Raw genomic sequence first — 10,641 nt, 5'->3', positions numbered from 1 at the left:
CTCATAACCCTAAAAGGATGAGCAATTTGGTGGCGTATTCTGCCTTAGGTCCCATACGCTGGCAAAAGAAAAAGCAGTATGGAAAACGGAATGTCTCAGAGAATGCGATGCACCGTTACAAAACAATTATAGGCCCCAAATTACACAGTAGAGACTTTAACAATCAACAACAGGAAATGATGCTAGGCGCATCAATATTGAATAGATTTACCCAGCTTGGTATGCCCGAGAGCTACCGAGTCGCCTGATGGCATCAAAAGACAGAGTGGGTTGAGTACGGAAACAAAGCCCTTCTGGTGCGGATCACTTCAATATGAGCAGGGTAACTAAACAGCCTCTAGCTTAAAATTAGGGTTTAATCACAATTTTATGGTTTTGTTTGAAGAATAACCTGATCTAATCGAAAATTGCTCATTTGGCGCGTTGTGTTGCTGTTTTATTGATCGTAAATTCCTTGTGTCCTACATTAGAGCATAAGGGGTTGGGTAAGTGTTTTCTATTAGTAAGAAGACTTCAGTGTCGGCAATGATCGTTGAAAACATTATCGATAATATTAATTCAGGAAAGCTAAGTTTAGGGGATGAGTTGCCGACTGAATTAGAGCTTGCTGACAATTTTGGAGTGAGCCGAAATACTGTGAGAGAGGCGCTACGTGTGTTGGAAACGTACGGCGTGTTAGAAACGTCACATCGAAAGCCATCAAGAATTGTGAATAAAAACCTTCAAGCGAGTATTGCGATAGCGGCGATTCGTGTCTCAGAAAACAAAGAGTACTATAAAGAAATCCAGCAAATACGTGAGCTTATGGAGGTGGGGCTTATTGACGATATCTTAAAGAATGTAACGAAAGCCGATATTAATGAATTACAGCTGATTAATGACGAAATTGGACAATCCAATACGGTAGCAAAACTTGCTGAATTTGATTTTAAATTTCATACCCGTCTAATCGAAATCTCTGGTAATTCTATGGTAAGTGCCATCTATGCCATTTTAGCGACGACCATATTACATGTTTTGGAAATCGGTAAAAATTTAGAGTTAGGTATCCAGCATGCTCGAATTGGTCACCAAGAGATAATTGAAGTGCTGAAAGAAGGAGATAGCAACGCTGCTCGCCAAATCATGAGGCAGCATTTTAAATATTCAAAAGATTTGCTGGAGGATTAAATGGATCATATCGAGGCAATTCAACGTTTCCTTGTAGAACATCATCTCGATGCGGTGATTCTGACGACCCCAAATGATTTAGTGATGTGTTGTGATCATTATCCTCACTGGAATGGCTCTATTTTGGTGGTATTTTCAAATTTACCGCCAAAACTGTTTCTTCCTGACTTTGAGCCAGAACCGCTTAAATCGAATATATCAATATCTTATTTCCCATGGGCGACAGCAAAGAGCTACCCATGGGAAGGGTTATACGAAAAAATAGTGAAATTACTACCTACGGAACCTGAGGTGGTGTTTGATAGTGACCAAATACAGGTTAGCCCTTCTTCAAATGCAGCAGAAGGCAGTATTTTACCCCCAAGTTTTTTTGAACAATTTTCTAGGAGTGATAAGCAAGATCAATTTAAAGCACAGCTTATACACTTACGTGGAATAAAAACACCAGAACAAATTGAGAAATTGAGGCTTGCACATCAAGTCGCAAACGAAGGTGTTAAGGCGTTTTTTACTACTGAGGCTGGGGTTTCTGATGGAGAACTCGCGGCATTGATTGAGTATCAAATTGCTCGTCAATTAGGTGTTCAGGAAGTGGGGTACGTTAGAGCCTATGCTTCTATTCAATCTGGTCAAGATACAATTCGAGCATGTCAATTCAACCGCACAGGTCAGCGTATACTGCATGAAGGGGATTATGTATTCCTAGAACTTGCTGTATGTGTCAATGGTTATTGGTTGGATATCACTCGTACAACTGTGGTTGGTGAACCAAGCAAGCAGCAACAAGATGTTTTCAAAGCCGTGCGAAATGCTATTAATGCCGCTGTGGAGGTTATTCATCCAGGGCGGTCATTGTCTTCCTTATATAGCGCCGCGGCCGAAAAACTACGTCAAGAAAAACTGGATCATTTGTTTCCCCACGCATTAGGGCATGGTACAGGCTTTGCCTACCATGACCCAGGATTATCAATCAACGAAACTAACGATGTTCGACTAGAGGTGGGGCAAGTACTGACCATTGAACCGGGTGTTTATGGTGATGAAATATTAGGAGGTCTTCGACTCGAAGAAAATATTGTGGTGACAGAGACTGGCTATGAGTTTCTATCTTTTCCTCAAACAACACTGAAGGGTAATTTATGTCAAAAAGAGTCGCATTGATAACCGGTGGTTTACGCGGCATTGGTCAGGCAATTACGCAAGCATTTGCGCAAGAAGGGTATGATCTCGTTGTGCATGCTCGCTCTGCATCAGAGCAACAAACTGAATGGTTAAAAGATTTAGCGAAAACTAACCAAGTGTCATATTTGCTTGTGTTTGCAGATTTTCAACATCAGCAAGAAATCAGCTCTATTTTTAGCGCTACCCAAAAGGAATATGGCCGACTTGATGTGCTAGTTAACAATGCTGGTTTTGAAAGTTGTCATGCCGCAGAAGAGATGCTGCTAGATGATTGGAACCAAGTACTTCAAGTTAATTTAACCGCACCTTTCCAGTGCTCTCAACATGCGGCAAAAATGATGATGGGTAATGGTGGTGGCGTGATTATCAATATGACATCTATTCATGATCATACGCCACGTAAGGGGTTAGCGCATTATTGTAGTGCTAAGGCTGGATTGAATATGTTAACCAAAGCGACAGCTTTGGAATGGGCTGAATATGGTATTCGCGTTAACAGTATTGGTGCAGGAGCAATCGAAACCGATATGAATCGAGAGGCGATAAATAGCTTTGGGCGTGAAAAATTTGAAAAGTGGATACCAGCGAAAAGGATCGGTAATACAGAAGAAGTAGCACAGCTCGCTCTATATTTATCCAGTGATAAAGCTAGCTATATTACGGGAACGGATACCTATATCGATGGTGGCTATATGTTAAATACAGTGCGATACGATGATCGACCTAATAGAGAAGGAAATGAAGCATGAAGTTAGGGTTCGGGCTATACCGACACATGCTTGATGATGAGCATTTGAAATTTGCTAAGCAGCTTGGAGCAACACACATTATTGTCCATATGTGTGATTACTTTAATAAGCAAGATAACTTTTCCAATAACGACCAACCCATTGGCGACAAGTCAGGTTGGGGACTGGCACAAGGTGATATCTGGACTGTTGAAGAGTTGTCAGCAGTTAAAGAGAAAATTGAGTCATATGGTCTTTGTTGGTATGCCATTGAAAACTTTGATCCAAAACACTGGGACCATATTCTATTTGGCGGCAGCAAACGAGCAGAGCAAATAGAAATAGTAAAACAAGTTATTCGAAATGTAGGTGAGATTGGTATCCCTGTCTTTGGTTATAACTTTAGTCTGACGGGAGTTACTGGAAGAGTCATTACCAATGATGCACGAGGAGGAGCGCAGACTGTAGGCATGGACGGTTCTAATGAAATATTAGAATGCCCACTGCCTAACTCAATGGCATGGAATATGGTGGTAGATCCTGCGGCAACAGGAATTCGCCCGGCCATGACAACTGAGCAACTGTGGGAAAACCTCGCCTTGTTCTTAAACGAAATTATACCTGTAGCTGAGTCTGCTGGTGTCACCATGGCTGCTCACCCAGATGATCCACCGTTAGAAGTTGTTCGAGGACTTCCTAAATTGGTGAATCAACCAGAAAAGTATCAACGATTGTTAGACCTTTATCCAAGCGCGGCAAACGCTTTGGAATATTGCTTAGGAACAATTGCTGAAATGACCAATGGCGATGTATATCAGGCCACTGAACACTACGTCTCTTTAGGTAAAGTTCCCTACATACATCTGAGAAATGTAACGGGAAAAGTGCCTAATTACAAGGAAGTCTTCATAGATGAAGGTGATATTGATATCAAGCGAATTGTCCAAATTCTGAAGGACAATAAATTTGAGGGGGTGTTAATCCCAGATCATACGCCTCAAGTCTCATGCCCGGCCCCCTGGCACGCAGGTATGGCATACGCCATGGGTTACATAAATTCTCTGATTAAGGAATAAATACTATGTCTACGACAACATTAAATTCCACCGCTTCGCCATCGGATAAATTACGTTATCTGATATTTATATGTTTTGCTTCAGCTCTTGGCGGACTTCTGTTTGGTATAGATATGCTAGTAGTGGGAGGCACGATCAGTCATGTACAAGCACAATTTGCACTGACCTCTGGACAAGTTGGCTGGTTTGTATCCTCTGCTTTGGCTGGTTGTTTCTTAGGTGCGATCAGCTCTGGCGTTATAGCGGATAAAATTGGACGAAAAAAACCGCTAATGGTAGCCGCGATTCTTGCGATTATTTCAGTGATTGGTTGTGCGCTTGCAGATACTTTTTTTATGCTTACTCTGGCTCGTTTCATTGGAGGCTTTGGTATAGGTATTGCGACGATGGTATCACCACTTTTTATTTCGGAAATGTCGCCAGCGAAACATCGAGGTAAGTTGACGACACTTTTTCAATTAGCGATCACCATTGGTATTGTTGTCGCGATTGGCTGTAATGCACTTATCGTCCATGCTGCTGAAAATGCGGTCAGTAGTGAGAGCTTTTTGGATGTGATGTTTATTGATGAACAATGGCGTGGCATGTTTACTGTTGAACTATTACCTGCGGCACTTTTCCTTATCATTTCGAGTTTTTTCCCTGAGTCACCACGTTGGTTAATAAAAGAAGGACGAGATGCTGAAGCAAAAGAAATTCTGTTACGAGTCGTAGATGACGAAGAAGCGAATCAATCCATCGTTGATTGTAAAGCGGCAATGGCAATCGAGAGTACAGGTAGCTACCGAGAGCTATTTACTAACGCAGGTAAGAAAAAAGCCCTATTTGTCGCTTTATTTTTAGCGATTGTTTCAGAGTGGTCTGGGATCACGGCCGTTTTCTATTACGGTTCAACCATCCTTGAAGACGCAATGGGACAAGGCGCTGCTTTGGGCGGTTTTACGCTGATTGCTATCATTAACGTGATATTTACGGTCGGTTCTATCTTCTTTATTGATAAGTTAGGGCGTAAGAAACTATTAATGATTGGTACTATCGGTTGTGTCTCAGCATTGATTCTGATCGGCTTGTTTATTGATGATCCTAATACTTCAGGAACCTTGCTTATTACCCTGTTCGCCTTTTTTGTAGCAGCGTTTGCAACAGCGATCGGTGGCATCAAATTTACGGTAGGTGCAGAGATTTTCCCTACAGCTGTTCGAGGTCGTGCAATGGCGATTTCAACAGCCGCAGTGTGGGTTCAAGGCACGATTATTAATGCCTTTGTACCAGTATTCATGGAGCAGTTTAGTGTTAGTTCACTGTTCTTTATGTTTGCTCTTATTCTCTCTAGTCAGATTTGGTTTATTTTAAAGGTTATGCCTGAAACCGCGAATCGTACTTTAGAAGAAATTGAACGTGAATTAATGGCATAGGACAGACAAAATGGAGCATTGGCAACTACAATCCAGCAAAATGTCTGCTGTGATAAACCCTGTAGGGGCAATGTTTGGACAATGGATGATTGAATTGGGAGGAGAGACTTTCTCTCCTCTTGCTCGAGCGCCGTGGCATGATGATCCAAACAGTCAAACCCTACCTCCAATTTTACGAAACTTGCAAGGAGAATGGCCTTGTATTCCGTTTGGTATCGTTAAGCCCAGTTCATCTTTTACATCGAAGAAGCAGGTCCAAATCGATACAAAAATTGACCAATATATTGATAATTGCTTCCCCCACGGCAAAAGCAGTAATCAAGAGTGGCAGTTGGTTAAGAAAACGGATGAACATATAACTCTTATTCATCAGTTTAGCGCCCATGACGCAGTGTTTAAGGCTACGCGTGATGTTTGGCTTGATGATACTTCTAACTCGGTTAAGTTTAAGCTGAGCTTAGAGAGTAATAAAAATGTCAGAATACCAATTGGTTTGCACCCTACGTTTGCTTTATCAGAACAGCCACAGATGAGTGAGTTGGTCGTTGGGAGCTTTAGGGTTGGTATGACATACCCTATAGACTTTGAGTCTTCTTCACAGTTCGTGTCGGATAGATCATTTGAACATTTGCAGTCAATCCCTCTAGTTAACGGTGATATTGGAAGCGCTATTTACCTTCCATTTACAGAGCCGAGGGAGGAGTTAATTCAACTGCTTGACGTTGATGGCGAAATATCACTACTTCGCCATGATTTAGGTATGAAGAGCACCTTAAAGTGGGATACATCAAAATTACCACATTGCTGTATTTGGCTCAGTTGTAAAGGGAGAGATTACTACCCTTGGAACTCTCGTCATTTGGCTATTGGCATTGAACCTACGCATTCATATTTTGATTTAAATCCATCACGAGCAGATGAAAAGCACGGCTTGGTGTGCTTACAAAAAGATGTCCCTTTTAATATTGAGTATTCAATTTCTACCGAAAAGGTTAAGGAATAAAAATGACTGTACAGTGGAATAATGATCATGAACTTTTCCAATTAGCAAAAGATAAACTATTCGTTGCTTTAGTGGGGGATGTTCTGGATAAGCTGGGCTATCAGCACCAGTTTTTGTCACCAAACTTAAAACCGATATGTAATGACATGGTTATTATTGGGCGTGCAATGACCGTATTGGAAACCGATTTTTTTGGTGATCACCAAGGACACTCTGTCATTTCGAGCCAGCCGTTTGGACGTATGTTTGAGGCTTTGGATGACTTAAAAGAAAATGAAGTTTACATCTGCTCTGGCAGCTCACATCGATATGCTTTGTGGGGAGGGTTGATGTCGACAAGAGCTATTCAATGCGGTGCAGCCGGTGCAATTGTACATGGCTTTCATCGTGATACTAACGAGATTGAACATCTTAATTTCCCTGTCGCTTCTTTTGGTAGTTACGCTCAAGATCAAGGCGTAAGAGGGAAAGTCATTGATTGGCGCATTCCAATTGAAGTCGATGGAGTGTTGATTAATGATGGTGATATTCTTTTTGGTGATAGAGATGGAATACTTGTTGTGCCGAAAGACGTTGAAGTTGAGGCTTTTAAAGGGGCTTTTGAAAAAGCAGAAGGAGAGAATCAAGTCCTTCTAGCCTTGCAAAATGGCATGACAACCGTCGATGCTTACAATAAGTTTGGAATTATGTAAGTGATTCAAATAAAAGCAGAAATCCTTAAAGGCTTTCTGCTTTTATCTAGCCTTAGTGGAGCTTTTATGACACATATTGCGATTATTGGAGAATGTATGATTGAGTTAAATGGTGCGCCTTTTGGAGCCATGACTCAAACTTACGGTGGTGATTCACTTAATACTGCGGTTTATCTTGCACGTTGTTCGGGCGATAACATAATGGTTAAGTATGTTTCCGCACTTGGGGTTGACGCAATCAGCGATGGCATGATTGAACGTTGGCAACATGAGGGAGTGAACACCGAACTAGTATTACGTGATACCACTCGCCAACCCGGTTTGTACTTAATTCAACTTGATGAGAAAGGCGAGCGTACTTTCCTATATTGGCGTAATCAGTCTGCAGCGCGTTATATGTTACAGCACCAAGACTTTGCTCTGGTGGAAGTGGCACTCGCCAATGTAGATATGGTTTATCTCAGCGGTATTAGCCTAGCAATTTTACAACAACAGGATCGCTTCCGCTTGATTGAGCTGCTAAGCCAATTGAGCAAGCAAGGAGTTGAAATTGCATTTGATTCTAATTATCGACCAGCGTTGTGGCGCGATGCGGACGAAGCGCGTGAATGCTACCGTAAACTGCTAGAAATTACTGACTTAGCATTGGTCACTAATGATGATGAACACGCACTTTGGGGCGACAGCGATGAAGAGGAGACACTGGTTCGTCTTCAAACCGTTGGGGTGAAGAAAGCAGTCGTGAAAATGGGATCTAGGGGCAATCATTACCAAGATTTTGTTGCCGACTCTCGCCAAACGATAACAACCACACCGGTTGAACATGTGGTGGATACCACTTCAGCGGGTGACTCATTCAATGCGGGTTTCTTATCTGGATATTTACAAGACAAAGATGCAGAGCAGTGTTCGCGTCAAGGACACCAGTTAGCGGGTATCGTCATCCAACATAAAGGCGCGATTATCCCGAGACACGAAACCGATGCGATTAGCTTCGCGTAACTTTTTATCAAATTTAGATCAAGGAATACTCATGACAACTATTGCACAACTGCTTGCAACCATTAAAGTTATCCCAGTCATCGCTATCGAGCAGGCGGAAGACATCGTCCCTCTAGGTAGAGCACTGGCTGAAAATGGTTTACCAGCGGCAGAAATTACTTTTCGTTCAGATGCCGCAGTTGAAGCGATTCGTCTACTACGTGAAGCGCAACCGGAGATGCTCATTGGCGCAGGCACGGTACTTAACCGTGAGCAAGCACAAGCCGCAAAAGATGCCGGTGCAACATTTGTCGTTTCACCGGGTTTTAACCCAAATACAGTCAATGCATGTCGTGAGATTGGTATTGATATCATACCGGGTGTCAATAATCCAAGTGCAGTTGAAGCCGCGGTTGAGATGGGGTTAACTACGCTTAAGTTTTTCCCTGCGGAAGCCTCCGGCGGCATCAACATGCTGAAATCACTGCTGGGTCCTTACACGCAAATCCAATTTATGCCAACAGGCGGCATCAGCCCTAAAAATGTTAACGAGTACTTAGCGGTTGACCGCGTATTAGCATGTGGTGGTACGTGGATGGTAGATAAAACGTTGATCAACGAAGGTCGTTGGGATGAGATTGGACGTTTAGCTCGAGAAGTTACAAAGTTAGTTAAATGAAACTTTAAGTAAGATAGGGTTTTGGTTAGCAGAGTATAACAAAGCTAAACAAATTCAGTTCCATGATTCAAAGAGTGGATCCTTGTCTAGACGCGTGCATGGAAGAAGCATTAATAGTGTTCTGCTCCAGTCAGACTGGACACCGCATTAAGCGACATATTGTTTTTCAAAGTTAACTGGGCTTAGATACCCAAGAGCACTGAGCAGATCGTCGGTTTTTGATTTAGTTCCATTGAATTACGCAACAAAGTGAGCCTATCGAGTACTATGCTTGAGCATCTCCGTTCTCAGCTAAGGGTAGCCATTCTGCATAAGCAGCCTTATATTTCTTTTGGCTAAGCGCGATGTATCCTTTTTCATAGGCTTCATCAGAGTTTAGAGTTTAGAGTTTAGAGTTTAGAGTTTGTTCATTTGTGATATTGGTAGTACCACTCGTACAGGCGCTTAAAATAAAAAGAGGAATGAAAATTAAATAGCGAAGCATGATTTATTGACTGTATGATGAAAATTTAAACGTAAGTATATCAGTGATGGTCACTAAAAACATGATGTTAATCAGATGATTAATAAGTGCTATTTGAATTAAGTGAAATTGCCAGCTAATGGGAATAGTATTGTTGAGAGGTATTTAGATAAGAAGCTATGTCTAGAAGCAAAAAAAAAGAATGGGGAGCGTAATTGCTCCCCATTGTCATTTTTTACTGTTGCTGGTGGTATTACTTTTCTTTGGCTGGTTCACAGCCTTCAGGAACGGTGATGGTCGATACATCCTTACCTTCCTGCTGCGCCGCTTTCACATCCATTTTGTATTGAGTGCATTTGCCAACACTTGTGTTGACGGCTCCTGAATCTGCGGATGGGTTGCCGCCCAGTGTTCCACCAGCGAATGCTGAAGATGTTGAGAAAACTAACGCTGTGGTGATAAGTAGAGATGACTTGTTCATAGTTTATCCTTACGAGTTGGTTGAGTGTGTTATTTGGGAATTGAAAGTTAGAAGGTGTAGACAAAGGTGCCAGCGCTGGAGGTGACTTCGATTTCTTTCACGCTGTCTACGGTGCAGTTTTTGCTGTATCCGGTGTAGGTTTGGCCGAACTGCAATGAGACGTTTCTTGATAGCTCTGAGGCTGTTCCTGCGGGTAATCGGCAGTTGCCACGGTTAATCACCACATTGCTAATTACGGTGTTGTCGGCGATAGCTTGCAGGTCAAAAACCAATGTTCCCCAGTGAGAATTGCTGGATATCGACACTTCAATATCAGCCGTTGCTGTTTGAGTCTCTTCTTGGTTGCCACAAGCGGTGAGTCCGATAAACAGGATGGTCATAGCGGCGTATCGGAGTAGGGTGTTAATTAATGTCATAACGGTGCTCTCCTTATCGGTGAGTGAAATTCAGGACGCACTGACTCCATCGTGTTCACGCATGAACCGCTCAATATTGAAATCAGTCGGATAGGTAAAAGAAAACGTCGATACACTGGCCTCATCAATCAAAGGCAAGGCTAGGGTGCGTATTGTGTGTTGGCCGGATAATCGAAAGAGCAGCAAGAGCGCGTCACACTGAACCGAGAGTCCCAGTGGCTCAATGAGCGCCTTCTCTTGCTGCAATATTTGGCTCGATATCTTGAGCATACGGTTGTGCAGTAATGCCGTGTGTACCGCATTCAATACTTGCCGTTGCTCGTCACTCCACTCGCGAATGGTGGGCAATGGGCAA

The 10,641-nt window shown here is 42.5% G+C and carries 11 protein-coding genes and 2 pseudogenes; 10 read left to right on the top strand and 3 right to left on the bottom strand.

The window, feature by feature from the left end; genetic code table 11:
- The 10 genes and pseudogenes from L4B77_RS00940 to L4B77_RS00895 all read left to right on the top strand — a co-directional run.
- Positions 1–248: pseudogene (locus L4B77_RS00940) on the top strand (IS5 family transposase); the annotation flags it as partial.
- A 277-nt stretch (positions 249–525) separates the two neighbouring features.
- Complete coding sequence (locus L4B77_RS00935; RefSeq protein ID WP_429748144.1) at positions 526–1,170, top strand: FadR/GntR family transcriptional regulator; 645 nt, start codon at positions 526–528, stop codon at positions 1,168–1,170.
- Positions 1,171–2,331 (top strand): M24 family metallopeptidase, encoded by a 1,161-nt coding sequence (locus L4B77_RS00930; protein ID WP_429748143.1) that lies wholly within the window; start codon positions 1,171–1,173, stop codon positions 2,329–2,331.
- Entirely contained in the window at positions 2,328–3,101 is a 774-nt protein-coding gene (locus tag L4B77_RS00925; protein WP_429748142.1) for an SDR family NAD(P)-dependent oxidoreductase, read from the top strand. The genes L4B77_RS00930 and L4B77_RS00925 overlap by 4 nt, the downstream gene beginning before the upstream one ends.
- Entirely contained in the window at positions 3,098–4,156 is a 1,059-nt protein-coding gene (locus tag L4B77_RS00920; protein ID WP_429748141.1) for a mannonate dehydratase, read from the top strand. Before L4B77_RS00925 ends, L4B77_RS00920 begins: the two co-directional genes overlap by 4 nt.
- A 5-nt stretch (positions 4,157–4,161) precedes the next feature.
- The gene (locus tag L4B77_RS00915) at positions 4,162–5,571 is read left to right on the top strand and encodes a sugar porter family MFS transporter (RefSeq protein ID WP_429748140.1); all 1,410 of its coding nucleotides are present in this window, start codon (positions 4,162–4,164) and stop codon (positions 5,569–5,571) included.
- A 10-nt stretch (positions 5,572–5,581) separates the two neighbouring features.
- Positions 5,582–6,574 carry an aldose epimerase family protein gene (locus L4B77_RS00910; RefSeq protein ID WP_429748139.1) on the top strand — a complete coding sequence of 331 codons (993 nt, stop codon included), beginning with the start codon at positions 5,582–5,584 and terminating at the stop codon, positions 6,572–6,574.
- Positions 6,575–6,576: 2 nt separating this feature from the next.
- Positions 6,577–7,266 carry an RraA family protein gene (locus tag L4B77_RS00905; RefSeq protein WP_429748138.1) on the top strand — a complete coding sequence of 230 codons (690 nt, stop codon included), beginning with the start codon at positions 6,577–6,579 and terminating at the stop codon, positions 7,264–7,266.
- 66 nt (positions 7,267–7,332) lie between these two features.
- Entirely contained in the window at positions 7,333–8,268 is a 936-nt protein-coding gene (locus L4B77_RS00900; protein ID WP_429748137.1) for a sugar kinase, read from the top strand.
- Between the two features lie 31 nt (positions 8,269–8,299).
- A complete protein-coding gene (locus tag L4B77_RS00895; RefSeq protein WP_429748136.1) occupies positions 8,300–8,926 on the top strand; it encodes a bifunctional 4-hydroxy-2-oxoglutarate aldolase/2-dehydro-3-deoxy-phosphogluconate aldolase in 627 nt (208 codons plus the stop codon).
- Between the two features lie 716 nt (positions 8,927–9,642).
- Here L4B77_RS00895 and L4B77_RS00890 read toward each other — a convergent pair.
- The 3 genes and pseudogenes from L4B77_RS00890 to L4B77_RS00880 all read right to left on the bottom strand — a co-directional run.
- Complete coding sequence (locus L4B77_RS00890) at positions 9,643–9,870, bottom strand: hypothetical protein (RefSeq protein ID WP_429748135.1); 228 nt, start codon at positions 9,868–9,870, stop codon at positions 9,643–9,645.
- 47 nt (positions 9,871–9,917) lie between these two features.
- Complete coding sequence (locus tag L4B77_RS00885; protein ID WP_429748134.1) at positions 9,918–10,286, bottom strand: hypothetical protein; 369 nt, start codon at positions 10,284–10,286, stop codon at positions 9,918–9,920.
- A gap of 30 nt (positions 10,287–10,316) precedes the next feature.
- A pseudogene (locus L4B77_RS00880) lies at positions 10,317–10,641 on the bottom strand (WYL domain-containing protein); the annotation flags it as partial.

This window comes from Vibrio minamisatsumaniensis (genome assembly GCF_050337445.1).
Lineage (GTDB): Bacteria > Pseudomonadota > Gammaproteobacteria > Enterobacterales > Vibrionaceae > Vibrio > Vibrio artabrorum.
Note: the sequence above shows the minus strand (reverse complement) of the source record. Positions and strands in the feature narration are given on the sequence as shown.

Excerpts from the sequence above, each read along its gene's own strand:
- L4B77_RS00935 (WP_429748144.1), top strand. The coding sequence starts at position 526 with ATGATCGTTGAAAACATTATCGATAATATTAATTCAGGAAAGCTAAGT.
- L4B77_RS00930 (WP_429748143.1), top strand. The coding sequence starts at position 1,171 with ATGGATCATATCGAGGCAATTCAACGTTTCCTTGTAGAACATCATCTC.
- L4B77_RS00920 (WP_429748141.1), top strand. The coding sequence starts at position 3,098 with ATGAAGTTAGGGTTCGGGCTATACCGACACATGCTTGATGATGAGCAT.
- L4B77_RS00915 (WP_429748140.1), top strand. The coding sequence starts at position 4,162 with ATGTCTACGACAACATTAAATTCCACCGCTTCGCCATCGGATAAATTA.
- L4B77_RS00910 (WP_429748139.1), top strand. The coding sequence starts at position 5,582 with ATGGAGCATTGGCAACTACAATCCAGCAAAATGTCTGCTGTGATAAAC.
- L4B77_RS00905 (WP_429748138.1), top strand. The coding sequence starts at position 6,577 with ATGACTGTACAGTGGAATAATGATCATGAACTTTTCCAATTAGCAAAA.
- L4B77_RS00900 (WP_429748137.1), top strand. The coding sequence starts at position 7,333 with ATGACACATATTGCGATTATTGGAGAATGTATGATTGAGTTAAATGGT.
- L4B77_RS00895 (WP_429748136.1), top strand. The coding sequence starts at position 8,300 with ATGACAACTATTGCACAACTGCTTGCAACCATTAAAGTTATCCCAGTC.
- L4B77_RS00890 (WP_429748135.1), bottom strand. The coding sequence starts at position 9,870 with ATGAACAAGTCATCTCTACTTATCACCACAGCGTTAGTTTTCTCAACA.
- L4B77_RS00885 (WP_429748134.1), bottom strand. The coding sequence starts at position 10,286 with ATGACATTAATTAACACCCTACTCCGATACGCCGCTATGACCATCCTG.